The organism is Myxococcus faecalis (genome assembly GCF_050039385.1).
GTDB classification, from domain to species: Bacteria; Myxococcota; Myxococcia; order Myxococcales; family Myxococcaceae; genus Myxococcus; species Myxococcus fulvus.
In genome coordinates this window covers 4,735,812-4,762,500 of sequence record NZ_CP144336.1, presented here as the reverse complement: position 1 = coordinate 4,762,500, position 26,689 = coordinate 4,735,812, and the positions used below count along the sequence as shown (strand labels likewise).

General features: G+C 69.9%; 19 protein-coding genes. 15 read left to right on the top strand and 4 right to left on the bottom strand.

Features of this window, described 5'->3' with window-relative positions:
- Positions 1 to 161: 161 nt before the first annotated feature.
- The 3 genes from VZQ01_RS19015 to VZQ01_RS19005 all read left to right on the top strand — a co-directional run bounded on the left by VZQ01_RS19015 (position 162) and on the right by VZQ01_RS19005 (position 3,266).
- A complete protein-coding gene (locus VZQ01_RS19015; protein WP_426748582.1) occupies positions 162 to 686 on the top strand; it encodes a GNAT family N-acetyltransferase in 525 nt (174 codons plus the stop codon).
- 214 nt (positions 687 to 900) lie between these two features.
- Complete coding sequence (locus VZQ01_RS19010) at positions 901 to 1,956, top strand: hypothetical protein (RefSeq protein WP_426748581.1); 1,056 nt, start codon at positions 901 to 903, stop codon at positions 1,954 to 1,956.
- Positions 1,957 to 1,994: 38 nt separating this feature from the next.
- Entirely contained in the window at positions 1,995 to 3,266 is a 1,272-nt protein-coding gene (locus VZQ01_RS19005) for a hypothetical protein (RefSeq protein WP_223784273.1), read from the top strand.
- Positions 3,267 to 3,538: 272 nt separating this feature from the next.
- Here VZQ01_RS19005 and VZQ01_RS19000 read toward each other — a convergent pair whose 3' ends face one another.
- From VZQ01_RS19000 to VZQ01_RS18990, 3 genes are all read right to left on the bottom strand, one after another.
- Complete coding sequence (locus tag VZQ01_RS19000; RefSeq protein WP_223784274.1) at positions 3,539 to 4,441, bottom strand: hypothetical protein; 903 nt, start codon at positions 4,439 to 4,441, stop codon at positions 3,539 to 3,541.
- A 64-nt stretch (positions 4,442 to 4,505) separates the two neighbouring features.
- Positions 4,506 to 5,846 carry a sigma 54-interacting transcriptional regulator gene (locus tag VZQ01_RS18995; protein WP_408888502.1) on the bottom strand — a complete coding sequence of 447 codons (1,341 nt, stop codon included), beginning with the start codon at positions 5,844 to 5,846 and terminating at the stop codon, positions 4,506 to 4,508.
- Between the two features lie 49 nt (positions 5,847 to 5,895).
- Complete coding sequence (locus tag VZQ01_RS18990) at positions 5,896 to 8,940, bottom strand: protein kinase domain-containing protein (RefSeq protein WP_426748579.1); 3,045 nt, start codon at positions 8,938 to 8,940, stop codon at positions 5,896 to 5,898.
- A gap of 266 nt (positions 8,941 to 9,206) precedes the next feature.
- Between VZQ01_RS18990 and VZQ01_RS18985 the strand changes: the two genes are divergently transcribed.
- From VZQ01_RS18985 to VZQ01_RS18950, 8 genes are all read left to right on the top strand, one after another.
- Positions 9,207 to 9,617 (top strand): hypothetical protein, encoded by a 411-nt coding sequence (locus tag VZQ01_RS18985; protein WP_408888500.1) that lies wholly within the window; start codon positions 9,207 to 9,209, stop codon positions 9,615 to 9,617.
- Between the two features lie 251 nt (positions 9,618 to 9,868).
- Complete coding sequence (mmsA, locus tag VZQ01_RS18980) at positions 9,869 to 11,353, top strand: CoA-acylating methylmalonate-semialdehyde dehydrogenase (protein WP_426748577.1); 1,485 nt, start codon at positions 9,869 to 9,871, stop codon at positions 11,351 to 11,353.
- A 49-nt stretch (positions 11,354 to 11,402) separates the two neighbouring features.
- Positions 11,403 to 12,656 (top strand): GTP cyclohydrolase II, encoded by a 1,254-nt coding sequence (locus VZQ01_RS18975; RefSeq protein ID WP_223749389.1) that lies wholly within the window; start codon positions 11,403 to 11,405, stop codon positions 12,654 to 12,656.
- Positions 12,649 to 13,860 carry a URC4/urg3 family protein gene (locus tag VZQ01_RS18970; RefSeq protein WP_426748576.1) on the top strand — a complete coding sequence of 404 codons (1,212 nt, stop codon included), beginning with the start codon at positions 12,649 to 12,651 and terminating at the stop codon, positions 13,858 to 13,860. The genes VZQ01_RS18975 and VZQ01_RS18970 overlap by 8 nt, the downstream gene beginning before the upstream one ends.
- 31 nt (positions 13,861 to 13,891) lie before the next feature.
- Positions 13,892 to 14,530: a uracil phosphoribosyltransferase gene (gene upp, locus VZQ01_RS18965; RefSeq protein WP_141329226.1), complete on the top strand. Its 639-nt coding sequence runs from the start codon at positions 13,892 to 13,894 to the stop codon at positions 14,528 to 14,530.
- A 164-nt stretch (positions 14,531 to 14,694) separates the two neighbouring features.
- Positions 14,695 to 15,969, top strand: coding sequence for a DUF4215 domain-containing protein (locus tag VZQ01_RS18960; RefSeq protein WP_223749387.1), 1,275 nt, complete (start codon positions 14,695 to 14,697; stop codon positions 15,967 to 15,969).
- Between the two features lie 420 nt (positions 15,970 to 16,389).
- Entirely contained in the window at positions 16,390 to 16,947 is a 558-nt protein-coding gene (locus VZQ01_RS18955; protein WP_426748575.1) for an MXAN_0125 family MYXO-CTERM protein, read from the top strand.
- A gap of 377 nt (positions 16,948 to 17,324) precedes the next feature.
- Positions 17,325 to 18,755: an EGF domain-containing protein gene (locus VZQ01_RS18950; protein ID WP_426748574.1), complete on the top strand. Its 1,431-nt coding sequence runs from the start codon at positions 17,325 to 17,327 to the stop codon at positions 18,753 to 18,755.
- A gap of 226 nt (positions 18,756 to 18,981) precedes the next feature.
- Here the strand turns inward: VZQ01_RS18950 and VZQ01_RS18945 are convergent, their stop codons facing one another.
- Positions 18,982 to 19,293, bottom strand: a complete 312-nt coding sequence (locus VZQ01_RS18945) for a helix-turn-helix domain-containing protein (protein ID WP_426748572.1) — start codon at positions 19,291 to 19,293, stop codon at positions 18,982 to 18,984.
- Between the two features lie 424 nt (positions 19,294 to 19,717).
- Here VZQ01_RS18945 and VZQ01_RS18940 point away from each other — a divergent pair, with 424 nt between their 5' ends.
- The 4 genes from VZQ01_RS18940 to VZQ01_RS18925 all read left to right on the top strand — a co-directional run bounded on the left by VZQ01_RS18940 (position 19,718) and on the right by VZQ01_RS18925 (position 26,634).
- Positions 19,718 to 20,197, top strand: coding sequence for a hypothetical protein (locus VZQ01_RS18940; RefSeq protein WP_426748571.1), 480 nt, complete (start codon positions 19,718 to 19,720; stop codon positions 20,195 to 20,197).
- A 138-nt stretch (positions 20,198 to 20,335) separates the two neighbouring features.
- Positions 20,336 to 21,694, top strand: a complete 1,359-nt coding sequence (locus VZQ01_RS18935; protein WP_223784281.1) for a CapA family protein — start codon at positions 20,336 to 20,338, stop codon at positions 21,692 to 21,694.
- Between the two features lie 153 nt (positions 21,695 to 21,847).
- Positions 21,848 to 24,112, top strand: coding sequence for a membrane dipeptidase (locus tag VZQ01_RS18930; protein ID WP_223749382.1), 2,265 nt, complete (start codon positions 21,848 to 21,850; stop codon positions 24,110 to 24,112).
- A gap of 212 nt (positions 24,113 to 24,324) precedes the next feature.
- Positions 24,325 to 26,634, top strand: coding sequence for a putative metal-binding motif-containing protein (locus tag VZQ01_RS18925; protein WP_426748570.1), 2,310 nt, complete (start codon positions 24,325 to 24,327; stop codon positions 26,632 to 26,634).
- Positions 26,635 to 26,689: the final 55 nt, after the last annotated feature.

The window sequence follows — 26,689 nt, the reverse complement described above, 5'->3', positions numbered from 1 at the left end:
GAAGCGCGCTTCGCGAGGCACCGCGTCTTCCAGGTGGCGATGCCCACCGGCGCCGGGCTCAAGCTCGACGAGGTCGGCGCCGTGAGAGGGCGGAGGACTCGCGGTGCGTCGTCGGACGCGCCCCAGACAGTGACGCGCCACGCGTGGTAATGGCTGCGGGCATGAGCACCCAGGACGTGGTGGGGCGGGCCCTCATCCGAGAGATACGGCCCGAGGATGATGTGGCGGTGGGAGAGCTGCTGGTCGAGGCCTTCACCACCCAGTACGCGAAGAAGCTGCCGGAGGTGGTCTACACGGAGGAGCGCAAGCGCGAGCTGCGCGACGTGGCGGCTCGGCGGAAGATCGCCTCGCTCCTGGTGGCGGAGCTCGATGGCGAGGTCGTCGGCACCGTGGCCCTCTTTCCTCCCGGCGCGCCGGGCTCGGAGGCGTGGCTGCCTCGCGCGGCGGACCTGCGTGGGCTGGCCACCGCGGTGAAGGTGCATGGCACCGGCCTGGCCCGGCCGCTGCTCGATGCCGCCGAGGCCCTGGCCCGGCGCTGGGGCGTGGACGCGGTGTGTCTGCACGTGCGCCGGGGCGCCGTCGGCGTCGCCCGCATGTACATGTCCCGCGGCTACGTGCGCGAGCCCGAGGGCGACATGAACCTGCCCACGGTGTTCCTCGAGGCGTACGTGCTGCGCCTGAAGTAGCCGTCGCCCGGTGGCCGCCGCCCTGATGACCCCCGTCATCAGGCCCTCGACGGCGGTCACCAGGAGCGCGCCGGCCTCGGCCCCCGGAGTCGCGGACCTCCTCTGTGATTCCAGGGGCTTGGCGAGTCACCGACCCTGGCACACCTCGTGCTCAAGGCACCTGCATCGGCTGACCTGGCTCAGCCCTCGCAGCCCAGCCCCCGAGGACCTCGTCATGGCGCTCTCCCCCATCTCCCGCTCCGCCGTCTCCCCTGTCGCCCCCTCGCTGTCGTCCCGCGCCGAGTCGGTGTCGCAGGCGGCGCGGCCGACGCCGATGAACGCGCCCTCCGCCCAGTCCCTCTTCCAGAAGGACGGCTTCGAGGTGGGCGGGGGCCTCAAGAGCGCGGAGGGACTCCAGAAGCTGGTGAAGGTGCTCGCCTCGCAGCTGGAGGTCCTCAATGAGCTGGCGCAGGTGCTCGGTGGCGCGCAGGGGCAGGGCGGCACGGGCGTGCCCCCGCTGAGCGGCGCGCAGGGGCAGGGCGGCACGGGCGTGCCTCCGCTGGGTGGCGCGCAGGGGCCGGGCGCGCTCGCGGGCTGCGCCGAGACCTCCGCCGCGGCCCCGTCCCCGCAGGTCCCGAGCATCGGCGCCGAGGCGCCGTCGCCTTCGGGCAAGGCCGCGGCCCCGTCCCCCGGACAGCCCGCGGAGGCGGTCGGCGCGAAGCAGAAGGTCTCCGACTCGCAGGGCGCGAAGAAGGACGGCAACACGCTGTCGCTGCACAACGACGGCGACAAGCCGATGACCATCCAGTTCACGCCCAACGCGGGGGAGAAGGCGGTGGACCCGGTCACCCTCCAGCCGGGCGAGAACCGCACGGTGAAGTTCCCCGAGGGGTGGTCGGGCAACTTCCGCAGCACGTCGGGCGACGGCAAGAACGCCACGCTCGGTGAGGTGAAGTTCGACGGTGGCTTCGGGAAGACCTACTACGACGTCAGCTACATCGAGGGGCACAACACCGCGATGACGATGCAGCCCGCCAGCGGCGGCCGGACGTCCGGGACCCTGGAGAACCTGCTCTCCTCCGCGCCCGACGCCGTGAAGGCCCGAGGTGAGGACGGGTCGGTGTATGGCATCAAGAAGACCACCACCTCGGAGGTGAAGGACCCGGCGGTGGTAGACTTCTTCCGCAAGCACGTCGGCGCGGACCAGGGTTATGTCATCCCCACCGACGACGCGAGCACGCTGGGCAGTGGTGACAGCAACCTGGTCGTCCGCTTGAAGAACCTCACCTGAGTCCCACCGGCGCCGCGCGCGCCGGCCGTGTCCCCTCCATGAGCGTCCGCCTCCCGCCGAATGCCCCCCGCCCCGGAGTCCCCCCTCGGTCCGCGAGGGAGGAGGCGGCGCGAGAGCAGGCGAAGCCCGCGGAGGCGAAGAAGTCGGACAAGTCCACCCAGGCGAAGGGCACCGGAGGCAAGCCCGCGACGGGTGGGAAGACCGGGGCCCGCCCCGCCGAGGGTGAGCAGGCGCAGCAGGGCGCGCAGGGCGGCGTCCACCGCGACGGGATGGATGCCGGCGCCCAGCGCGGCGGCTCCGGCGGGCTCGAGGGCTTCACCCAGGGCGGCGCGGAGGCGCTCGGCACCGCGCCCCCGACGGGCACCTCCACGGGCATGGCGGCGAAGCCCGCGCAGGTGGCGACGCCCACGCCTGCGACGCAGCCGCAGCCGTCCACGCGCGCCGAGCAGCAGGCGCCTCCGACGCCGCAGCAGCCCGCGCGTGAGTCCACTTCGGCCCAGGCTCCGCGCGAGCGGGACCTCGCGGAGCGCGCGCCGCGCGAGGAGACGCCGGCCTCGCGGGAGGGCCGCGCGAGGGTGCGCGCCGCCGTGATGGACCGGCTGATGCGGGGCTACGCGGACCTGGAGGCCAAGCTCTCCCAGTTCGTGCAGGCTCCGGGGCGCCATCAGGGCGTCGTCACGGTGCCCATCATGATGAGCGAGAGCTCCGTCACGCTCGAGTTCTGGGCCGTGGCCGCCGGGACGGCCGATGACCGGGCCTTCCTGGCCGAGGTGCTCGGGGTGCCGGCGAACGTGGATGACGCGTACCTGCTCGAGCTGTTGCGCGAGGAGATCCACCTCGCCTTCGACGTGTTCCAGCGCTCCGAGCCGGGCAAGCAGGCCCGCGCGGCGTACGAGGCGGTGCTCACGCGCTACGACGCGGCCCGCATCCAGCCCGTCATCGAGGGCCACGACGCCGGCCCGATGGTGTCCGAGTGCGCCCGGCTCCAGCTGTCGTGCGAGCCGGCCTTCACCCGCTCACTGCTCCTGTCCCCGCTCCAGCTCGCCGTCGCGCGCTTCGCCGACGAGGGCAGCGCCACGCAGGTGATGGTGGCCGGGCTGACGCTGCAGCAGCTGGGCTCGCTCGTGGGGCACCTGCGCACGCTCAACCCGCTGCTCAGCAACGCGCAGGTGCGCAACCTCCTGTTCCGCGCCTCCACGGATTTGAAGCTCGCGTTGCGAAAGCCACTGGGTGACGCGGAGGTGGAGCGCGTGCAGGAGCTCGCGAAGCAGCTCCTCCGGCTCCAGGCCGTGGAGTACCTCCACGTCTGAGGAGCGACGCCCACGAGGGACATCGCCCGAGCGTCGTGCACTCCGGCGCGGGGCGAGGGAGGCGTCGCGCCGACACGCGTGTGACGAGGGTGCCCCTTGCAACGGGAGCACGCCGCCCGCGCATTGCGCGGGGCAGCGCGGCTCCAGCTCGGCCTGCTCAGCAGAGGCGTCGCGCCGGCATGCGGTCGGCTCGAGACGCAGGTCCCGCTCCGCGCGTCAGTCCGCCAGCCTTCGCGGCGAGCGTGACGCGCGGCCCAGGTAAGGCCCTCCGCTCAGGAGGACTCGCGGGCGAAGGCGCCCCTGCGGGAGCCGCCGCCATCGGAGTTGCCCAGCGCCGTGGCAATCTCGCCGCCGCGCTGCGCGCGCTCGGCCTCGGTGGTGCCCTCGGCCTTCTCGACGACGAGCATGCCGCCGCCGTTGTGCTCGCTCCAGGCGGTGCCCACCGCGTCCTCGAGCGCCCCGGCGTCCATCTTCACGCTCTTGCCGGTCCCCGGGTCCTTCACCGTGTAGTTGCCCTGCGCGTCCTTGCCATCGACGGTGACCCAGTGCGCGCGGCCCTTGCCCGCGTCCTTCGCGTTCGGGTCCACCTTGTTGGAGTCCACCAGCACCGCGGCCTTGCCGTCGCGCGCCAGGGCTTCATCCATCAGCTTCTTGTCGAAGGAGCCGGAGGCCTGCGTCACCGCCGCGCCCTCATGCGCAATCATGTTCGACAGCTCGTGCGGCGTCGTCCCGTCGCCGTTGGTGAAGCGCGACTCGAGCGAGTCCATCGTCTCCGTCGACGGCTTCGCGCCCGTGGTGCCCTTGTCCTTGCCCAGCATCACCGCCACCGCGGACCCGCAGTTGGAGTCCTTGGTCTGCTGGAGCACCGAAGCGCCGTCCGCGGGCCCGCCCAGCTGGGGCACCTTCATGGACGACAAGTCACTCACGCAGGCCACCTGCTGGGGCTGGGTGGCGGACGCCGTGCCCACCGCGCTGGCCAGTGCACCGAAGCGCTGCACCCACTCGCTCAGCTGCGCCTCCTGCGCGCCGTACGCATCCGTGGGCGCCTCCACCGGCGTCACCTCGGGGGCCGCCGCCGTGCCCGTCCCGGATGCTGCGGCCCCCGGCGCCGGCGTCACGTCGACGCGTGGCTGCTCAAGGGTCCTCACCAGGGTCGGAGAGAGGGGGATGCGCACGGGGGGCCTCCAGGGACAAAAGGGGTACGTGGTCATCCCACTCTAACCCGAAAGTCCCTCCGCGTTAAGAGTCCCGCCCCGTATCCAGGTCGTGCTTGCGCAGCAGTTTCTTCAAGTAGACACGGTCGATGTCCGCCTCGCGGGCGGCCCGGGAGATGTTCCCCTCGCAGCGCTCCAGTAGATTTTTCAGGTAGTCGCGCTCGAAGCCCTCGATGAGGCGCTCCTTGGCTTCCTTGAAGGGGAGGTCCAGCTCGACCTTGGCGCCCCCCTCCTCGCCGGAGGACTCCAGCTCCGGCAGGGCCTCCTCGCCCAGGTTGACCACCTGCTCCACCACGTTGCGCAGCTCGCGCACGTTGCCGGGCCAGGGGTACTGGGCCAGCAGCGCGCGCGTCTGGACCGACAGCGCGCTGGGCGCCCGGCCCGTCTGCTTGAGCATGTGGTCGATGAGCGCCGGGATGTCCTCGGGGCGCTCGCGCAGGGGCGGCAGGCTCACGCGCAGCACCGCGAGCCGGTGGAACAAGTCCCGCCGGAACTTCCCCTGCTGCACCGCCTGCTCCAGGTTCACGTGCGTGGCGGCCACCACGCGCATGTTCACGGAGATGTAGTCGTTGGCGCCCACGCGCTTGACCTGCCGGCGCTCCAGCACGCGCAAGAGGCGCGGCTGCAGCTCCAGGGGCAGCTCGCCCACCTCGTCCAGGAACACCGTGCCGCCCTGGGCGCGCTCGAAGGCGCCCGCGCGGTCCGTCTGCGCGCTGGTGAACGCGCCCTTCACGTGGCCGAACAGCTCGCTCTCGATGAGCGTGGGCGGCACGCCCGCCAGGTCCACGATGACGAACGGGCCCTTCTTGCGCGGGCTCTGCTGGTGGATGGCCTCCGCGCACAGGTCCTTGCCCGTGCCCGTCTCGCCCTGGATGAGCACGTCCGCGCCGCCGGGGGCCAGCCGCTCCAGCAGCGTGAAGGCCTCGCGCATCTTGCGGCTCTGCCCGACGAGCGCCCCGAAGTGGTCCTTGTCCGACAGCAGGACGGCGCGCTCGCGCGTGTCCTCGGGCATCAGCTTCAGCTCGGTGGTGCCCAGGGTGATGACGGTGCCGGGGCGCAGCTCCAGGGACGTGAAGCGCAGCCGCTCGCAGAACGAGCCGTTGTGCGATTCCAGGTCCGTGGCCACCACGTGCTCGTCATGCACCTCCAGCCTCAGGTGCTGTCGGGACACGGCCTTGTCCGCCAGGACGATGTCGCACGTGGGCGCCTTGCCCACCACGTGCGTGCCCTGTCGGAGCGGATGCACCTTGCCGGAGTCCGGACCCGAGAGGATCCGGAGCACCATCTTCACCTGACCCGCCCGTCCGCGCGTCAGCGTGGCCGTGGCATCCAGGTTCGCCTCTTCCTCGTCCGGCGGCAGCGACACGAGGGCGGACGCTAGCACGCCCCGGCGGGGGTGCCACCTTCCACGCGTGTCACCGCTTCCGGGGGCGCACCAGCGCGCGCACCGGCCGCGCGGCCTTCTTCTCCTCGGGCAGGGAGGCGAGGAAGCCGTCCACCTCCCCCGCGCGCTCGGGCAGCTCCGCCTGGGTGAACCACCCCTTGGCCCGCGCGGCCTCCTCGCGCGCCTGGGGCACCTGCCCCGTCCGGGCCAGCGCCTTCGCCAGCGCGAAGCCGGACTCCGCCAGCGCGTCCGGGGGCGCGTCCGGGAAGCCCACGGCCTCGCGCAGCGGCTTCACGGCCTCGTCCGCGCGGCCCAGCCCGAGCAGCGCCTGGCCCACGCCGTCCAGGGAGAACTGCAGCTTGTCGTCGCCCGCGGGCAGCACCTTCTGCTTCATCGCGAGCGCGCGCTCATACGTCTTCAGCGCGTCCTCGAAGCGGCGCAGGCCGAGCTGACACATGCCCAGCTCGTCGAGCGCCTCCGCCAGCTTCAGGTTGTCCGCGCCGTAGATGGCCTGGAGGATGTCCGCCGCCGCCTGCGCGTGGGGCAGGGCCTTGTCGTCCTGCCCCTGCTCGCGCAGCGTCATGGACAACAGGCCGTGGCGCCGGGCCACGTCGGGGTGCTGCGGGCCCATGGCGGCGGTGGTCTTCTGGAGCGCGTCCTCCATCAGCCTCAGCGCGAGCGCCGAGTCACCGAGCGAGTTCACCACGTGCGCGAGCAGGAACGTGGTGCGCGCGCGCTTGGGGTGCTCCTCCGGCAGCGCCCTCGCGTAGAGCGCGCGGGCCTCCTCCACGCGCGCCTTGGCCACGTCGTACTGCGCCTGCGTGATGGCCAGGTTGGCTTGATTGACGCGCACGTCGCCCAGCAGCACGGCGTCTCCGCCCATGCGCTCCAGGGTGGCCTCGGCCAGCTCGCCCCAGCGCGCCGCGGGCTCGAAGTGCTCGAGTCCATCCTCCACGAAGAGCAGCTTGTTGAGCGCCGTCACCTTCAGCCGGTCCGCGTGGCCGGCCTCCGCGTCGAACACCGCGCGCGACAGCAGCTTCGCGGCCTCGGCGGACTCGCCCGTCTGCTCGAGCAGCCAGCCGTTCAGGTACCGCGCCTCGGAGCGCAGCGGCAGGTAGCCGGTGGCCTCGACGGGGGCCATCAGCGGTTGGATGGCCTCCAGGGCCTGGGGGTGTCTGCCCGCGTCCATGAGCGCGCGCACGTGGGAGAGCTTCTCCTCCAACAGCTCGATGTCCGCGCGGCGCAGCGGGTCCGAGGGCCGTCGCTGCGCCGAGGCCAGCGCCTCCGCGTCCTCGCACTCCCACAGCGAGGGCAGGGCGAGCGCCGCGTCCAGCGACTTCTCCACCATCGCCGCGTCCGCGCTCGACAGCAGCTCCACCGTGGCGCGGAAGTCCTTGCGCCGACGCTCCAGGCACACGAGCTGCCGGTCCAACTGCTCCTCGGGCTTCACGCCCTGCACCTGGGTGGCCTCGCACGCCTGCACGCGCTGCTGCTTCCACGCCTGGGCGTAGTCTTCCAGGGCGTGCGTCACGCGCTCGGCCATCGCCTTCGCGAAGGGGCGGCCCGTGGCCTCGAACGCGGTGGCCAGCTTGTCGCGCGTGGAGGACGACCACGCCTCGTCCATCTGCGCGCCCGCGTCCACGCACGTGCGCGACTGGTGCCACACCGCGCCCGCCGTCAGCGCGAGCGTGGTGCCCAGCGCGCCCGCCGCCGTCGCCCACCGACGGCGCTGCAGCCGGTGGTGCTCCTGGGACAGCGCCTCCAGCAGCGCGGACATCGAGGGGAAGCGCTGGTCGGCCTCCAGCGACAGGCCGCGCAGCACGGCGTCGCGCACCCAGCCGGGCACCTTCGAGTCGCGCGGCGGCTCGCGCACCGCGAGCGGAGGCGGCCGCGTGGAGGAGGTCGCCAGGGCGCCCCGGGGCGTGGCGAGCGACTCGGTGCGCCCGCCGGCCTCGACCATGCTGGAGATGACGTAGGCGCGCACGCTCCCCGGGTCGAAGGGGCGCGCGCCATAGAGCGCGCCGTACAGCGCGGCGCAGAAGCTGAACTGGTCCGTGCGCCCGTCCAGCGTCGCGCCCCGGAACTGCTCCGGGGACATGTAGTTGGGCGTGCCCACCAGCGCGCCATGTCCGGTGAGCGTGGTGTCCAGCATGCGCCGACCGGAGGCGAGCGTCTCGCGGGTCTCCTCGGGGAGCGGGTCCTCCTCGCGCAGCTCGCCGATGGGACGCGCCAGGCCGAAGTCCATCACGTACACGCGGCCCGCGCGGCTGATGAGCACGTTGGCCGGCTTGAAGTCGCGGTGCACCAGCCCCGCCGCGTGCGCGGCCTCCAGGCCCCGGCCCGCGTCCACGTAGCGCGTGAGGATTTCGCGCCACGAGCGCGGCGACTCCTTCAGCCACGACGCCAGCGTGCCGCCGTCCACCAGCTCCATCGCGACGAAGACCTGGTCGCCCCACATGCCCACGTCGAACACCGGGATGACGTGCGGGTGGGAGACGCGCGCCATGGCCTGCGCCTCGCGCAAGAGCCGCGCCCGCGCCTCCTCGGACTCGTCGTGGCGTCCGTCCGGATGCAGCAGCTTGAGCGCCACCTTCCGGTCCAGGTCCGGGTCATAGGCCGCGTACACCACGCCCATGCCGCCCTGGCCCAGTCGGCGCAACAGCACATACCGGCCCACCTGGGAGAACGGCGGCGCCCGGCGGCGCGCCTCGTCCGGCCCCGTGGCGGAGTCGTCACCGTGGGAGCTCGAGCCCACATCCCGATCTCCAGTGCCATAGGAGCGCGAGCCCGCACCTCGGGCCCCCGTCCCGTGGGAGCCCGCGCCCGGGACGCCCGCGCCCGGGACGCCCGCGCCCAGGGACGCTGTCCCCTCGAGCTTGTCGCCCGTGCCCAGGGACATCGTCCCCTCGGGCTCGCCGCCCGTGCCCAGGGACATCGTCCCTTCGAGCTTGTCGCCCGTGCCCAGGGACATCGTCCCCTCGTCCGCGGGGGCCGGGACGAGCGACATCGTCCCCTCGTCCTCGCCGCCCGTGCCGGCGGAGCCCTCGCCCCTGTCGCCTGTGTCGTTCTTGGTCATTCCTGGCGCACCCTTCCCCCGAGTGTACCCAAGCTCCTTGGGACTCCCAGGTTCTCGCCGCCTCGCGTCAGTCGCCTGGCTGCTCCAGGACAGACGCGCCGACCGGGCGCGAGGTGTCCGCCGGGACCTCGTGCCCTCGGGTGAGGTCGGAGCACAGGCCGCGATGTGGGAAGGTCGCACCTGCGCGAAGGTCCCTCCAAGACCCCACGTCGACGGCGCCCAGGTCCTTGTGCCCACGCGAGGGAAGGCGCGAGCCTGGGTGGGCCATGTCCATCCGCAAGGACTACGTCGAGCGTCTCATCGAGCAGTTCGCCGCCGCGCTGGCGCGACTGCTCAAGGCCCGCCACGAGAAGCGCTTCGCCGACGCGGCGGCGCTCATCCGCTCGACGGCGCTCGACACGTTGGGGATGGAGTACGCGGCCCTGCTGATGGTGGACGCCGCGTCCACCGCGCGCCTGCTGGGCGACCCGCTGCGCGTGAAGGTGCTCGCGCGACTGGTGGCCGAGGACGGCGAGCTGCACCTGGAGCAGGGCGACTCCCAGAGGGCCACCGAGCGCTTCGAGTACGCGCTCGCGCTGTATGCCGAGGCGCGCCACCTGGGCCTCCCCCATGACGCGGAGGACTCCGCCGTCCTCACCCGCCTGCGTGCGTGGTTGGGTCCCGGCGCGAGCGCTTGAAAGACAACACTGTCGCCTGAGTCCGCCCGCACCCGTCAATGAATGACGCGGCGCGGCCCATGACGCCATGCATTGAAGACCCCATGGGATGCCTTTGCGGGAGGCGGTCCTCTTCCCGACAGGTGGAGTGCTGGGGTGCAGGACAGTCGCCCGGCATTCTGGCGGGCGGCCCCGGGGGTGGGTTGCGGTGATGTCTGTGTTCGCGGCTACGATGAAGCGCACGTCCTCGTTGCCATGTCTGGGGTGTGCGCTTGTCGTTCGTCGAGCTTCCCGAGAGCGTCGTTCCGTGTCGAAACCTGGTGGGAGGTGAGTGGCTGCTGCCGCCGGGCGCGACGCTGCTGGATGTCCGCAGCCCCTACACCGGCACCGTCATCGGCCGGGTTCCCCTCACGCCCGCGGACGGTGTCGCGCAGGCGGTGGAGGCCGCGCGTCCCGCCGCCGCGCTGTGGAGGAGCCTGTCTCCGCGCGAGCGCACCCAGCCCCTGTTCCGCTTCCGGAGCCTGCTGGAGCGGGAGCTGGACCGGCTGTCGAACCTCGCCGCGAGCGAGGCGGGCAAGACGGTGGCGGAGGCGCGCGCCGGCGTGCTCAAGGGCCTGGAGGTGTGCGAGTTCGCGCTGTCCCTGCAGAACCTGGACAGCGGCGCGCACCTGGAGGTGAGCCGGGGCGTCACGTGTGAGCTGCGCCGCGAGCCCTTGGGCATCGTCGCGGGCATCACCCCGTTCAACTTCCCGGCGATGGTGCCCATGTGGCTGTTCCCCATCGCGGTGACGCTGGGCAACGCCTTCATCCTCAAGCCGTCGGAGAAGGTGCCCCTCACCGCGTGCGCGCTGGGCGAACTGATGCGCGAGGCGGGCTATCCCCCCGGCGTCTTCTCCGTCGTGCACGGCGGGCGCGAGACGGTGGACGCGCTGGTGGAGCACCCGGACGTCAAGGCGCTGGCCTTCGTGGGCTCGTCGGCCGTGGCGCGGCAGCTCTACGCGCGCGGCGGTGAGCGCGGCAAGCGCGTGCTCGCGCTGGGCGGCGCGAAGAACCACCTCATCGTCGCGCCGGACGCGGACCCGGACCTCACCGCGCAGGCCGTGGTGGACTCGTTCACCGGCTGCGCGGGCCAGCGCTGCATGGCGGGCAGCGTGCTCCTGGCGGTGGGCGACATCGAGCCCTTGCTCCAGGACATCGCCCGGCGCGCGGCCCGGCTCGAGGTGGGCCCCGGCATGGGCGCCATCATCGACAAGGGCGCGGTGGAGCGGCTGGAGACGGCCATCGCCCGCGCGGCGTCCGAGGGCGCGCGCCTCACGCTGGACGGGCGCGGCAAGCGTCCGGCGGGCGAGCAGTGGGCCGGCGGCAACTGGCTGGGCCCGTCCATCCTGGACGACGTGCGCCCGGACATGGAGGCCGCCAGGCGCGAGCTGTTCGGCCCCGTGCTGTCCATCATCCGCGTGCCCACGCTGTCGGCGGCGCTCGCGGTGGAGAACGCGTCCACCTACGGCAACGCCGCGTCCATCTTCACCACCAGCGGCGCGGTGGCGCAGGCGGCGGTGGAGGGCGTGCGCGCGGGCATGGTGGGCGTCAACGTGGGCGTGCCCGTCCCGCGCGAGCCGTTCTCCTTCGGCGGCACCGGCGAGTCGCGCTTCGGCCACGGCGACATCACCGGCGTCTCCAGCCTCGACTTCTGGACGCAGCTCAAGAAGGTCACCCGCAAGTGGTCGGCTCGCACCGACGGCTCGTGGATGAGCTGAGCGTTCCTCCCGCACGAGCTCCAGTCGCGCCCGCAAGGAGGGCGCTCCCATGGCAGACAAGAAGCCCGTCAACTCCATCCGTCTCACCTCCCATCCGGATGGCGACACGCCCAGCGTGCCCATCCGCTGGGGCGAGGTGGATCCGCTGCGCCGGGGGCCCGTGGTGGCCACGCTCACCGAGCCCGGCCACCGCAACGTCATCGGCACGCACGCGGGCTCCTACGCCGTCTACCGCGCGCTCGCCGTGGCCGCGGGCATGCTGCCGCAGGACCACCGCGCGGACCTGAAGGACACCTCGCCCGCCGCGGAGATTGGGCCGCATCCGTCCTGGAGCAACCCCGACCGCATCGTCTCCCTGGACCCGTGGGGCGCGGTGGCGCCGCAGGCCTTCCGCCCCTTCTACGAGCAGGGCGTCGACTTCCGTCCCACCATCGCCGTCACCCGCGCGCACATCAACCTGCCGGAGCTGCGCGACGCGGTGGAGGCGGGCCGGCTGGTCCCGGACGGGGACCTGCTCACCGCCAACGGCGACATCAAGGTGGTGAAGGCCGCGGTGGACCCGGTGTGGCACCTGCCGGGAATCGCGCGGCGCTTCGGCCTGACGGAGAGCGCGCTGCGCCGCGGCCTCTTCGAGCAGACGGGCGGCATGTTCCCGGAGCTGATTACCCGCCCGGACCTGCACGTCTTCCTGCCGCCCATCGGCGGGCTCACGCTGTATGCCTTCGGTGACATCCGCTCGGTGGCGAACAAGGACATCCCGCTGGCGGTGCGCGTGCATGACGAGTGCAACGGCTCGGACGTGTTCGGCAGCGACATCTGCACCTGCCGGCCGTACCTGGCGCACGGCATCGAGGAGTGCGTGCGCACGTCGCAGGCGGGCGGCGCGGGCATCATCGTCTACCTGCGCAAGGAGGGCCGCGCGCTGGGCGAGGTGACCAAGTTCCTGGTCTACAACGCGCGCAAGCGCCAGGAGGGTGGCGACTCCGCGGCCACGTACTTCCACCGCACCGAGTGCGTGGCGGGCGTGCAGGACATGCGCTTCCAGGAGCTGATGCCGGACGTGCTCCACTGGCTGGGCATCACCCGCATCCACCGCTTCGTGTCGATGAGCGACATGAAGCACGACGCCATCGTCCGCTCGGGCATCGAAATCCTCGAGCGCGTGCCCATCCCCGAGGAGCTCATCCCCGCCGACGCGAAGGTGGAGATGGAGGCGAAGAAGGCGGCGGGCTACTTCACCAAGGGCCCCGTGGCGGACGCGGCGGGACTTGCGCAGGTGAAGGGACGGGGCCTCGATGTCTGAGCGGCCCCTGGCGAGGACGGACGTGTCCCCGGCCGTCGCGTGGCTGCGCACCCCCGCGGCCATCCGCGAGCGCTGCCATCAGCTGCTGGACCTGGGGCTCGCCGGGAAGCTCACGCACTTCCGCGTGGAGCCCTCGCGACTGCCGGCCGTGGTGGACACGGTGCTGGCCGTCACGCGCGAGGCGTACCCCACGCTGGACATCCCGCTGCACAGCCGCTGGCGTCACTTCGACGCGGGCGGCGTCAAGCGCGTGGAGGAGCTGGAGGCGCGGCTGAAGGGCGTGTCCCCCGAGGAGCGCGCGCGGGCGAAGCTGGACCTGGCCGTGGTGAGCGTGCTGCTGGACGCGGGCAGCGGCCCGAAGTGGCGCTACCGCGAGCAGGGCGGCGGCACGTGGGCGCGCTCGGAAGGCCTGGCGGTGGCCAGCTTCCGCATGTTCATGGACGGCGTCTTCTCCTCGGACCCGGACCGGCCGCTGCGGGCGGACTCGGAGGCGCTGAGCCGGCTGTCGCTCGACGCGCTCGCGCAAGGGCTCCAGGTCACCGGGGCGAACCCGCTGGACGGGCTCGAGGGCCGGCTGCACCTGATGCACGGCCTGGGGCGCGTGCTGCCCAGGCCCGGGACGCTGTTCGACCTGGTGGTGGCGCAGGGGCGCAGCGTGCGCGCCTCGGAGCTGTTGGGGCACGTGCTGGAGCAGCTGGGCCCCATCTGGCCGGGGCGGGTGATGGTGGACGCGGTCAACCTGGGCGACGTGTGGCCGCACTCGGCGCTGGGCCCGGTGGAGGGCGTGGACGCGCTGGTGCCCTTCCACAAGCTGTCCCAGTGGCTGACGTACTCGCTGGTGGAGCCGCTGGAGGAGGCGGGGCTCCGCGTGTTGGAGCTGGACGGGCTCACCGGCCTGCCCGAGTACCGCAACGGCGGCCTCTTCGTGGACCTGGGCGTGCTGGTGCCCCGGGACGCGCGGCTGACCCGCGAGGCCCTGCACCCGAGCGAGGAGCCCATCGTCGAGTGGCGCGCGCTGACGGTGGCGCTGTTGGACCGGGTGGCGGCGCTGGTGCGCGGCCGGCTGGGGATGAGCGCGGAGGAGCTGCCCCTGGGCAAGGTGCTGCAGGGAGGCACGTGGACGGCGGGGCGCAAGGTGGCCGCCGAGGCGCGCCCCGGCGGTGTGCCGCCCATCCGCGTGGACAGCGACGGAACGGTGTTCTGACAACCCGCAGATTCGACGAGGGAGGGACGCAATGGAGTTCCCCAACTGCACCGTGGTGGACCATCCACTGGTGAAGCACAAGCTGACGATGATGCGGCGCACGGAGACGAGCACCGCGACCTTCCGCTCGCTGCTCCAGGAGATTTCGCTGCTCCTGGCGTACGAGGCGCTGCGCGACCTGAAGGTCCGCGACGAGGACATCCAGACGCCCATGGCGCCCATGCGCGCGCCGATGCTGGAGGGCAAGAAGCTGGTGCTCGTCGCCATCATGCGCGCGGGCCAGGGCATCCTCGACGGCATGCTCCAACTGGTGCCCTCCGCGCGCGTGGGCCACATCGGCCTGTACCGCGACCCGGAGACGCTGACGCCGGTGGAGTACTACTACCGCGTGCCCGGGCAGCTGGCGGACCGCGACGTGGTGGTGTGTGACCCGATGCTCGCCACGGGCAACTCCGCGGTGGCGGCGCTCCAGCGCGTCAAGCGCAGCAAGCCCGGCTCCCTGCGCTTCGTGTGCCTGTTGGCCTGTCCGGAGGGCCTGGCCAACCTGCGCGAGCACCACCCGGACGTGCACGTCTACACCGCCGCGGTGGACGAGAAGCTCAACGAGCACGGCTACATCCTCCCGGGCCTGGGCGACGCGGGCGACCGGCTCTTCGGCACCAAGACGTGACGTGCGCCAATGCCTGTCATGGATGACCCCGGGTTCTTCTTGAACTCAGGGGCGTCCGTGTCTGGGATTGTCGCGCCCTCGACGTCCCGAATAGCCTCGCATCCCTCCTGGGGGCCGTGAGCCCATCCCGGGCTCCAGCCCGCCTCGGGGGGACGAGGGACACGATGATGCGCGGACGATGCGGCTGGGGCTGGGTGGCGCTGGCATGTCTGGTGGGCGCCTGTGACGTCGAGCAGCCGGTGGACGAAGCGCCGCGGGAGGAGGTCTCGCGGGCGGCCCTGGCCCCGCCGGAGCCGAACCACGCGGACGCGGTGGCCGTCTCGGGCACGTCGTCGTCGGTGCTGAACCCGGGCGCGGCGGTGGGCCCGCCGGACGGCATCGCCGCGACGCTGCCCATGGACACCACGGCGGGGCTGATGCTGGACCTGGGCGAGGGGCAGGAGGCGACGGGGATGCTGACCGTCTACTACCGGGGCCCTCGCGAGGTGTCGTCGCAGTCGACGGTGCTGTTCCTGGCGGTGGACGGCAGCTACCTGTACGGGAGCACGCTGTACGTGGTGCCGCGGGGTGAGGGCACCTTCGAGTGGACCGTGTGGAACGGGCAGACCATCCCCTATCGCTATGTGCTGCTGCGCGGGGCGGCCGAGGCGCCCATCCTGGTGGACGCGGTGCGGGGCCTGCGCAACCCGGTGTGTGGCGACGGCGTCATCGACGGCTCCGAGGAGCGCTGTGACGACGGCAACCAGAGCTCCGGAGATGGCTGCAGCAGCGTCTGCTGGCCGGAGGCCGGCTATACCTGCTCGGGCGAGCCGAGCGTCTGCGCGGACGTGGACGAGTGCGCCCTGGGCACGGACACCTGCGCGCCGGAGCAGGTCTGCGTCAACACGCCGGGCGGCTTCCAGTGCCAGACGCCCGCGTGCCTGCCGCCGAACCTCCCGTGTGGCTCGGCCTGCGTGGACCCGAGCAGCTCGAGCGAGCACTGCGGCGGCTGCGGGAATGCCTGTGGTGGGGGCGCGGCCTGTCAGGCGGGCGCGTGCGTGGGCACGTCGCTGCTGCAGATTTCAGCGACCTGGAGCCGGCCCGGAGACGCGGACCTGTATGTCCGCACGCCGGGCGACAAGCTCATCCACTACAACAACCGCGGACCGGACGCGCAGACCGAGTACGGCGAGCTGGACCGGGACGAGGTGACGGGCACCGGCCCGGAGAGCGTCTTCTGGGCGAATGGCCGGATTCCGCCCGTGGGCGGCTACCGCGTCTGTTTGATGGCGGTGGGCTTCTCTCCCCAGCCGAGCCCCTCGAATCCCGTGGGCTACACCGTCCGCGTCCGACGCGCGGGCAGGCCGGAGGTCGTCTACACCGGCGCGCTCACGCAGCTGCCCTCCACCTGGGGCTGCGACTGGGGCGACCCCGCGGTGGCGTCCTTCGGCATCCCCTGAGGCTGTCGCCCCGCGGGGGCGCCGGGCCGGGCATGGTGAGTGTTGGCCATGTCCCAGCCCGGGCTTCGCTCGAGCAGGGCGCGCAGGCGTTGTCGGCGCACCCCTCCGCGAACGAGGTGGAGGATGGGACCACCGTCGCCGTGCGCAACCCGGACGCCGCCCTGGGCGCCCCCGCCGGCCTCGTCCGAGTGCACCGAGGACAGCGAGGCCCGCATCCGGGACCTTCACCTGGTCTGCCTCGCCGTGACGTGAGGTGCCTGGGCTCGCCCGAGGACCACCGGGCGGTCCCTCGCCGAGTCAGGGGACACGGTGTCTGGGTGGAGAAGGTTGCCCTGGGCAACGATGTCTGGCTCCGCTCCCTGTCAGGGGCCAGGATGCGTGCCCGCGCAGGGGCCGACATTCGAGGCGGAGGTATCGAGGATGCGAACGACGTTCATTCCCCGGGGCCTGTCCATGCGGCTGGGGTGGGTGTTGGCGACGGCGGTGGTGGTGGGTTCGGCGGGGCCGGCCCGGGCCGAGAGCGAGCCGTGTGACTGCGTCACCGAGCGACAGAGCGTGGTGTCGGAGAAGCCGTGCCTCATCATCTCCACCTACGTCACGTGCGGCACCAGCCGGGTCCGCAACGCGTGTGACGAGCCCGTGACGCTGGTGGGCTGGCCGCTGGCGGGCTGCGAGGGCGCGACGGTGTGCGACGAGGAGCTCCTGCCGAACGAGGAGGCCTCCTTCTACTTCGCCAACGACCAGCGCGCGGACCCGCTCCAGAAGGGGCAGGTCGAGGAGCGCTTCGAGGAGGAGCACTACGTCGTCTCCGTGGACGGCCAGGAGCACGACGTCGTGGTCTCCGCGAACGTGGCCTGTGTGTCGCGGGACACGCCGTCGGGCGGCTGTTCCTCCACGTCCACGGGCGGAGGGCTGCTGCTCGGAGGCGTGCTGGCCCTCCTGGGCGCGGTGCTCCGCCGGCGCCGCGTCGCGCGCTGAGCCGGTTTCGTGTCTGTCTTTGATTGAGGGGAGAGGTCCACCTGGGTGGGGTCTCCGGGTGGACCCGTGGGTCTGGCGCGAACCCCATCATCGTGTTTCGAGAAACATGTGTCTGCCGTGTTCTTGAAAAGAGAGACATGGCGGGTGTTCGTGTCTCGGAACGTGACGTGGGGGCGAGGGGTGTGTCGACTGTCTTTCGCCAGGGCGAGGTGTGGCGACTGGCATGTCCGCTCGCGCACGGCGCGGGGGGCTGCTCGCGGAAAATCGCCGCAAGAAAAAGCCGTCGTGCGTTTCTTGGAGTGAGACGGAAGTCCCCACCGTCATCTCCCTGCACGCGGGCTTTTCCGTCCAGCCAGACGAGCGGAATGGAGCAGAACATGAAGGTCAATCGTGGTGTCTCGGCGTCGCGCTGGTTGAGCGCGGTGTTCGCATTCGTCGTGGGTGGTTGTGGCGTCGCGCTCGAGGAGGACACGTTCCCGACGGAGGATGTGGTGACACGGGAGCAGGCCCTGGCCCCGAACTACGCGAACGCGGTGGTCCAGAGTGGCGTCACGCTGGTGGCCAATCCGCAGAACGCGGTGGGGGCGCCGGATGGGCAGACGGCGAACTTCCTGAGCCTGTTGGGCGGCGCGCTGACGCTGGACATGGGGCAGGGTGAGGAGGGCACGGGGCCCTTGCGCATCTACTACCGGGGGTTGTCGCTGGGGGTGGTGGTGCAGGTGGAGTTCCGGCGCGCGGACATGAGCGTCATCGCCACGGGGCAGGCGCAGCTGCTCGACGTGGGCGTGGGGACGCACTCCGCGCTGGTGCCGTACCTCCAGCCTGCTGCCTACCGTTACGTGACGCTGCGTGGCGCGTTGCTGTCGCTGTACCAGGTGGACGCGGTGGAGGCGACGGGGGGCGCGACGGGCGGGATGTGTGGGGACGGGATGGTGGGGACGGGCGAGCAGTGTGATGACGGAGGCCGGGTGGCGGGCGATGGCTGTGGCGCCACGTGCCAGGTGGAGCCGGGCTACACGTGTCAGGGCCAGCCGAGCGTGTGTCACGACGTGAACGAGTGCACCAACGGCACGGCGCAGTGCTCGCCGAACGCGTACTGCACGAACACGCCGGGCAGCTACACGTGTACGTGCCGGCCGGGCTACACGGGCAATGGCTTCACGTGTGTGGACATCGACGAGTGCGCGCTGGGGACGGACAACTGTGGGCCGGGTGAGCAGTGTGTGAACACGCCGGGGGGCTTCCAGTGCAATCCGCCGAGCTGTCCGTCGCCGAGGGTCCAGTGCGGCCAGGTGTGCACGGACTTGTCCTCGGACCCGAACAACTGCGGCTGCTGCGGCAACGTCTGTGGGGCGGGGAAGACGTGCTCGTCGGGGGTGTGCGTGGGGGGTGGCGGTGGAGGGGAGCCGCTGCGGTTCACGGCGACGTGGGGGCGGGACGGCGACGCGGACCTGGTGGTGAGGACGCCGACGGGGAAGATTGTCTCGTATGGGAACCCGGGGCCTGGGCCGAGCACGGACCAGGGGCGGTTCGAGGGGGACGTGGCGAGCGGGATGGGGCCGGAGAACGTGGCCTGGTACGAGGGGACGATGCCGCCGGCGGGGACGTACGACGTGTGCCTGAAGGCGGCGAACTTCCACCCGGCGGCGAGTGAGGCGACGCCGGTGCACTACTCGGTGACGGTGAAGCGGGCCGGGCAGGCGGACCAGGTCTTCACGGGGGCGCTGAAGCGCCAGGACGTCGGCGACGAGTGCCACCCGAAGCACCACGCCTACGTCGGGTCCATCGTGGTCGCGGGCTCGCACTGAGCGGGTGACACTACTTCCGGCGCGTGGGCACGGTGCCTGCGCGCTGGAGGGGCTCAGGGGGTGTACTCGAAGCCCTCGTAGTCGAAGGCGCGGGAGATGGCGTTCAGGTCGGCCTCCGTGCCTCCACACTCCGTCACCACGGCGCGCCACCGCGTGGACACGGTGGTCTTCATCTGGGTGATGAGTCGGCTCGCTTCGTCACGGGACAGATGGGGCGGGAAGGGATTCAGAAATCGTCGTCCAGCCGGCTGGATGCACGAGCCCGCGTGGGCTGGTGAGCGGCTTCGAGTGTCTTGCCTTCCTCGTCCCGGTCAGGGGATGCGAGATTCACGAACTCACGCTCGAGCCCCAGGGCCCACAACACCACGAAGTAGGCGCTGATAGCGGTGGTGGGGCTGCCCTCTTCGAGGCGCTTGAGAGTGCCGAGTGCGAGCCCCGTCTTCTTCGCGAGGTCTGCTTGCTTCATGCCTCGACGAAGCCGGGCGCGCCTGATGTTCGCTCCCAGGGCGATCACCGAACGGGCCACGGCGAAAGGCATCGTCTCCTGGGTCAGATTCTGGCGAGGCATGATTTTGGGCCGCTGATTTCAGTTCGGGTGGAACCAGTCTAGGAGCTTTCGGCGCGGGTTTTCATCAATCTATTGAGTATAATCCGGGTTTGTGGTCAATAGATTGGCTTCGCCAGCGCGCCTGCCCGCTGAGCGGCACAAAGCCGAAACGCTGGGACGGACGAACTCTGTCTCTTGCGAGGCGAGGACTTCTGATGAGTCGCACCTTCCTCCAGGGGGGATGTTCAGCGTGAGACCCGTGGACGGTCCGCAGCACGGCGAGATGAGGCCGCGCTGCCGGATTGATGGGATTGCGGTGCGAGACGCGCCTAGGACCGTCAGGCCCGTTCTCTCCGGACGGGCCTGACGGGAGTCGATGCACATGTGTGCGAATCGTGGCCTGTGGATGTGTTTGTTGTCGGTGGTCCTCCTCTCGACGTCCGCGCGAGCGCAGCTCGTGCAGCTCACGTGTCCGGGCACGGAGGCGACGCACTACGAGCCGGGCGTCACGCAGACGCCCCGGACAGTGGCCTTCACGGGGCAATCCACGCTGGGCCCGTGCGTGGGACTCCCGCTGGGCGTCATCTCCGCGAGCATCCAGGTGGTGGGCTCGGGGGTGCTGAGCTGCTCGCTGGGGTCGTCGACCTTCTCGATGCGCATCGACTGGAATGATGGAACGTGGAGCAAGGTCGAAGGCACGTCACTCATCAACGCCCGGCCTGCGGGAGAGATGGTCATCGTGCTCACAGGCAAGGTGAAGGAAGGGCGCTTCCTGGATGCGACGGTGGTGCGCACGCTGACGCTGCTTCAGACGGACCTGACGGCGTGCTGGACCCCCGAGGGCGTCACGGATGTCGCGGGCGTGGTGACGTTGACCGTCACCAAGCTGCTCTGACGAGGCGCGGGCGACACTCGCCGAGTCGGAACGGACTTCCTCTCATCACCCAAGAGAGACACCGGATGAAACACCGCGTCGAGCCGGCGGGTGAGGGGGATTCGGTGCGGGTGGTGGGCCTGGACTAAGCTGTCGGGCGTGCCTGCGCCTGTCTTGTTGTTGGTCCCCTTGCTGTTCGCCACCGCGCCCACCCACGTCGAGCTCGTGTTCGGCGGGGATGTGATTCCGCATGGGGAGGTGAAGACGGTGGCGCGGCTGCACGCGCGCAACGGCGCCGAGCCTCCCGAGGGTGGGCCCGCGCCGTCGCTGAACAACGACGGCTGGGACCACGTCTTCGGCCCCATCGCGGACGTGCTGCGCACCGCGGACATCGGCGTCTTGAACCTGGAGACGCCCGTCACGGACAACAAGAAGGCGGTGACGCGCGAGCTGCTCTTCAACGCGCCGTCCTCCATGGCCCGCGCCATGGCGCGCGCGGGCGTGAAGGTGGTGTCCACGGGGAACAACCACGCCAGGGACCAGCTCCCCACGGGCCTGGTGGAGACGCTGCGGCACCTGGATGCGGTGGGCCTGCGTCACACGGGGACGGGCGCGACGAGGGACGCCGCGTGGGAGCCCGTCTTCATGGACGTGCGAGGCATGAAGGTGGGCTTCCTGTCCTTCACGCGCTGGCTCAACGGCTTCAGCAACCCGAAGGAGGCCGAGGCGCCGCACGTGGCCTTCGTGCCCTACCCGCAGCACCGCTTCCACCGGGGCCTGACGACGGACGAGGTGACGCAGAAGGTGCGCGAGCTCTCGGCGCGCTGTGACGCGCTCATCGTCCTGGTGCATTGGGGCGTCGAGTACGCGGACAGCCCGCACCCGGACGACCGCAAGCTGGGGCAGGCGCTGCTGGACGCGGGGGCGCTGGCCGTCGTGGGGCATCATCCCCATGTGCTCCAGCCGCTGGAGGGCTACACCACCGCGGACGGACGGCGAGGGCTCATCGCGTTCTCGCTCGGCAACCTGGTGGCGAACCAGGACCGCTTCTATCTCCACGCGCCCAAGCCGAAGAAGGGCATGGCGGGCGACAAGCGAGACTCCATGCTGCTGCGAGTCTCCCTGACGCGTCCGAGCCCCAAGGCGCCGGTGGTGCTGGGCGACGTCGCCGTGCTGCCGGTGTGGATTGAGAACAACGCCGTGGGCCGCAAGCGCAAGGAGACGCGCAACATCCAGCCGGTGCTCATCGACCGGGAGCTGGAGGCGGTGACCGAGCGCCTGGCGACGCTGGCCGCGCGGCCCGCACCGCAGGACCAGGAGACGAAGGAGGAGCGCGCGGAGCTGGAGCGTCGGCTGGACGGCTCCCGTCACCGCCGGGAGCGAATCCTCCGAATGCTGCCCGAGGGCTTCGCCGTCGCCTCCCCCGCGCTGCGCCAGCGCGCCACCGCGTACGTCCCACCGGCGTACGTGCCGCCCGTGTATGCGCCCACCGTGGTGGCGGAGCCCGCGGGCCCCTGAGTCGCGACGCGGTGCATCAGCGTTGCGTCAGTCACGGCATGGCGCCGACTGGCTTGAAGTCAGGGTGGGAGGTGTCGCTAAGTGGGGGTTTCCACCTGAAGGGAGTCCCCCATGTCCCGTCCGCGTCTGCTGCGATGGTGTACCACCTTGGTCATGGCATCCGCGTTGTCCTGCGTGCCCGTCGAGGAGGGCGAGAGCCCCCAGGCGCTCGCCGAGGTTGAAACAGAGAAGACGGCGAGGCTGGCAGGCGTGCCGGGCTTCGCGGAGCTGCACCACCACATGTTCGCCGAGGAGGCGTTTGGTGGCGGTTGGTTCCACGGCACGGTGACGGACGCGCTCACGCGGTGTGACGGAGGGTGGCCGGAGAGCGACCACGCGCGGGTGCGGATGGACTTGAGCCACCTGCTGAACCTGTGTCCGAACTCGAGCAACATCGACCTGCGCGGGGTGCCGGTGTTGTCGCAGCTGTTCGGCGTGGCGGGCGCGGTGGGCTCGGAGTTCCTGGGCAAGATTGAGGGCACGCAGGGCGACACGGGCCTGCACGACGGGCGGCGCAACCCGAACAGCGAGTGGCCGCGCTGGGACACGATTGCGCACCAGCAGTCGTGGGAGGGGTGGCTGCGCCAGGCGCACCAGGGCGGCATGTCGCTGGTGGTGGTGTCGGCGGTGAGCAACGGCTTCCTGTGTGACGCGCTGCCGCCGCAGAACCGCACGCGGGCGTGCGACGAGATGACGGACGTGGAGGTGCAGCTGCAGAAGGCGCGCGACTTCGCGGCGACGCGGGACTGGGTGGACCTGGCGCTGACGCCGGCGGACGCTCGGCGCATCATCGGCGAGGGGAAGCTCGCGATGGTGCTGTCCATCGAGACGAGCAAGCTGTTCGGCGCGAAGGACTGGCGGGCGGAGCTGGAGCGCTTCCACGGGTTGGGGGTGCGCACGTTGCAGCCGGTGCACCAACTGGACAACCGGTTCGGTGGTGCGGCGCCGCACAACGCCATCTTCCAGGCGGCGCAGTTTTTGGAGAACTGTCACATCGACTCGGACTGTGGGCTGACGGTGGGCGGGAAGACGTTGGGGTTCGACGTGGATGGGAACTGCAAGAACACGAAGGGCCTGACGGGGGAGGGGCGGGCGCTGGTGCAGGCGATGATGGACAAGGGGATGCTCATCGACCTGGCGCACCTGTCGGAGAAGGGCATCCAGGATGCGTACTCGGTGGCGGAGACGAACAAGTACTACCCGCTGTACGTGAGCCACGGACACTTCCGCGAGGTGATGAACGGGAAGCTGGCGGAGAACGAGAAGACGACGCCGGCGTGGGTGGTGCAGATGTTGCGGCGCACGGGCGGCATGTTCGGTCTGCGCACGGCGCATGACGAGACGCGGACGTATACGAAGTCCGGCGTGGAGAACAACTGCCAGGGGTCGACGCGCTCGTTCGCGCAGGCGTACGAGTTCGGCCGCCAGGGGTTGAAGGTTCCGATGGCGTTCGGCGCGGACTTCAACGGGTTCATCCAGCAGACGCGGCCGCGGTTTGGAGAGAACGGGGCGTGCTCGGCGGGGTTCGAGGCGGAGGCGGACGCGCAGGCGCGTCAGCAGGAACTGCAGGGGCCTGGGCGGCTGGGGACGGCGTTCGACGAGGCGGGGCTGGCGCACGTGGGGTTGTTGCCGGACATGGTGAAGGACCTGAGGAACCTGGGGGTGAACACGGCGGGGCTGACGGGCTCGTCGGAGACGTTCATCCGGATGTGGGAGCGGGCGTCATTGCCGCGGGTGGGGATGGCGGACCCGGCGAACGACATCGACACGTCGGGGGTGGCGGCGTGGGTGAAGCCGGAGGACCGGGAGGCGGCGTATCCGACGGTGTGTGGGAAGCACTACGCGCCGGACAGCAAGGACATGAACGAGCAGTGCCGGTTCGACGACGAGTGCCTGACGGAGCAGTGTTCGTCGGTGGTGTGCAGCCTCATCAAGGGCCGGTGTGTGTGCAACGGGGACGAGGACTGTGGCGGGGTGGGGTACTGCCAGAAGGACACGCCGGGGAATCCGGCGGACAACGACTGTGTGCCGAAGAAGGCGGACTGGGTGTCGTGCAGTCGGGATGGGCAGTGCCAGTCGGGGGCGTGTGGTGGGTGTGCGAACGCGGTGGGGTGGTGTTTCACGCCGGACTCGAAGGGGTACGGGGAGACGTGCAAGTCGGATAGGGAGTGCAGGACGGACCGTTGCAGCGCGGACTGTTACCTGAATCCGACGGGCAGTTGCCTGTGCGACAGCGACTCGCACTGTGGTGCGACCCAGTACTGTGGCTGGGGGTTGAACTCGGGCAAGTGCCAGAACAAGAAGGGCCGAGGGGCGGCCTGCGGGTCCGGCCGCGAGTGCCTGTCGGGCACGTGTCGGTGGTCCTTCACGTGTAAGTAGGCGAGAGCCTTGGGGATGCTGGGGGCCGAGGGGCCCCTGGTGTCCCTGGGTGCGCGGATGTGGCGCTCGGAACCTTGGAATGCTGGGGAGCGGGTGGGTGGTGGGGGAGCCAGGACGGCAGGGTGGGACTTTTGCCGGGAGGCTGACGGCAAGGGGGCATGGAGTACGAGGACAGCGCCAGGGGGCGGAGGGGTGCGGTAGAGTGCGGCCCCATGCGTCGCATAGCCCTATTCCTGTTCCCGTTGCTGCTCCTCGCGTGCTCCAAAGAGAAGGAGCGAGCAGGGACCTCTCTTGTCGTCAACTACACCCCGAGTTTCAAGAAGGGGTGCTTCGTCATCAAGGTGAATGATGTCGGAGACTCGGGGGACGGGAGGGAGTCTAAGACGATCTCCGAATTGACGGGAGAGGGGAAACTGGAGGGGAAACTCCGGGTGGGACTCATTCGAAAGGATGAGTGGCCAGCGAAGGTGAAGGTCACCGTCACGGCGCACGAGAAAGATTGCTCTGGGGCGGTGGTCAACACGCGCACCATTGAAGAAGTCGACCTCGGGGAAGAGGGCGTTGCTAAAGACAGTCCGTACGAGGTGACGCTGGTAACTCCAGACGATGACGAGGACGGGTTCGTAGCAAAAGCGGATGTCGGTACACCAGGAGCACCTGGTGGTACGGACTGCAATGATGACAAAGCGCAGCGCGGCGCCGCGATGTATCCAGGCAACGAAGAGGTCTGCGACCAGATTGACAACAATTGTGTCAATGGCGTGGACGAAGGTTTTCCTGTGATGACCATCTTCCGAGATGGGGATGGGGATGGGGTTGGCGGGGCGCGGTTCGAGCGCTGCATGCCGGCAACTGGATATGTGACTGTCGGCGGTGATTGTGACGACGACGACCCCGTCAGGGCGCCCAATAAACCTGAACTCTGCGACGATGTTGACAATAATTGTAATAATGTTGTGGATGAAGGCATTGATAAAAATTGGTACCAGGACAGGGACGGGGATGGTGCGGTTGAGCTGGCTTCGCGCAAGATTCAATGCGAGCAGCCAGATGGCTATATCCGTAAGCCTCAGGATGTGGACTTTGACTGCGATGATGATGATCCGAACAATACGCCGGGTAAACTGGAACGCTGTGATAATGCCGACAATAACTGCAATGGGGTTGCTGATGAGCGGTTCACGACAAAGAACACGCCATGTAACAATCTGAGCTGTACTGGGATGTGGGTCTGCAAGTCGGACTTCTCGGACGTGGAGTGCACCGCAAAGCCGCCCAGGATGTTCTATCGGGATAGAGATGGAGATGGTGATGGTGACCGCGCAGTTGGCGCGTTGGACGAGATCTGTGAGGGCGAGACTCCGTCGCCGGGATATGTGGAGACCGCCCATGGAGATTGCGACGATAAGGATCCCGCTAGGAGTTCACTGCTTCCGGAGGTGTGCGATGCCATCGACAATGATTGTGATGCTGACGAAGCCGTGGATGAAGGCTTGTCGTGCAATGGCACACTGAAGGATGTGGTTGACTATCACACGGGAGGGGACTCTCACGACTGGAGGACCGTGTCGACAGGGCCGAATGGCTATCCGGTGTGGATTGCAGGTCGAGGTGGAAAGCTGGCGGTGCGTAAAACGGCCACATCGAAGTTCGAGAGCTTCAGTCATGGGGACGGGACAGGCGCGACGCCAGATGGAAGCCCGCCGGCCAAGCCCGGGGACGGTTGTACCGACCGCAACTGGACGGCATCTTGGGTCGCCTCCTATGGCCACGTATTCCTGGCGGGAGAGGGAGGGATTGTGGCCATCCATGATGGAAGTACTTGTGTCGGCACGCCAGGAAGCATCAGTACGGCGAATTTGACAGGAATCGTGGGGTTCGAGACTCCTCCGGCAACTACCACTTTGTATATCACCGACACAGACGGTCGTTTGATCAGGTGGGTGGTGGGAGGGACGCCAGCGTTTACGACGCTGCATGATAACACTATTAATTACTATGGTATTCACGGACTGACTGCGAGCGCCTTGCTGGTGGCTGGTAGAAGTACTGGTAGCGATGCTGGTCAGGAGTTCGTGTCCTATACCAATGAGGTGCCCTCCTCATTGCATACGACTTTGCCGGACAATGCCTCTGGTTTCGCGAATGCGGTGTGGATGGGTCGAGCCAACAAAGCATGTGCGGTGGGGGATGGAGGATTGGCGTGGCGCTGGAATGGGGCGACGATCTGGACTCAGGCGGAAGCTTCGGGAACGAATGTGGATTTCAGCAGCGTGGTGATGAGGTACGACGCGCAGAATCCGGCGAACCCGCTGAACGACCAGTGCTACATCGTGGACAAGGGAGCGGCGGGCAAACTGCGTCGGCTGACACCGTATGGCTGGGCCAGTCCGATGACCCTGTTGCCTGCGAACCGGGCCAATGTCCCTCTGCGTGACATCGCCCTCACTGCGTCGGGAGACATCTGGATCGTGGGAGACGACGGTCGGGTCTTCCACTACCCGGAACCGACAACGCCATAGCCATCGGGCCTGGCCACGCTCTGGAAAGTTGCCCTGAGCGTGGCTTCTTGGATGG